We start from the raw sequence: 747 nt of genomic DNA on the forward strand, positions 1-747 counted from the left end.
TGGCCACATAAACGAATGCCCGGCACGAAGGCCGGGCACCCTGGAACCGTTAGATGGGCAGCGTCGCCAAACGCTGACCGGTCACTTGATAGACCTCCTATCTAGCCATTTCCGACGGAAGGTTCAAGGGAGCGCGATTCGCGCCACGCACGAGTTTTGCCTGCTGACGGTCCCTCCACTCGAGGGGGCGAACGATGACCTATACCCAAACCGCTTTCACGGGCCGCACCGGCGCGCGGCCGATCACGGCGCTGACACGCGAGCTCACCCGCCGGATGAAGGTCGTCGATGCGACTGGCATCCAGGTCTCCAAACAGGATGCGCGCAGGGCCGTGAAGGCGCTGAAAGGCGCGATTGGTGTCAGCAACGGCGCAATCGAGACGCTGATGGACCTCGTGCAGCTCACCTGGGAGGCCGACTGGACGGATGATCGCCCGCTGGTCGTCTGGCCAAGCAACCAACATCTAGCCGACGAGGTCAGGAAGACCGTGGCCTGCATCAAGGCACGGCTGCGCGAGCTGCGCGCTGCCGGCCTTATTCTCGGCCATGACAGCGCATCGGGACGGCGGAGTGGTTTCCGGAACCGTGACGGCGTTATCGTCGAGGCCTACGGTCTCGATCTGTCACCGATCCGACTGCGCTATGCCGAACTGAAGGACGCCGGCGATCGGCTCAGCGCCCTCTATGCGCTCTTCAAGAGCGGCAAGAAGGAGATCGCCCGCGTCAGGCGGATCGTTGGCCAGGCCC

General features: G+C 64.0%; 1 protein-coding gene. It reads left to right on the forward strand.

The features are described from left to right. Positions 1-194: 194 nt before the first annotated feature. Positions 195-747, forward strand: a 553-nt coding sequence (locus AACY49_RS29745; protein ID WP_339527759.1) for a helix-turn-helix domain-containing protein, incomplete at its 3' end; no start/stop codon positions are given.

The organism is Pseudomonas sp. EL_65y_Pfl2_R96 (assembly GCF_963970905.1).
Classification (GTDB): domain Bacteria; phylum Pseudomonadota; class Gammaproteobacteria; order Pseudomonadales; family Pseudomonadaceae; genus Aquipseudomonas.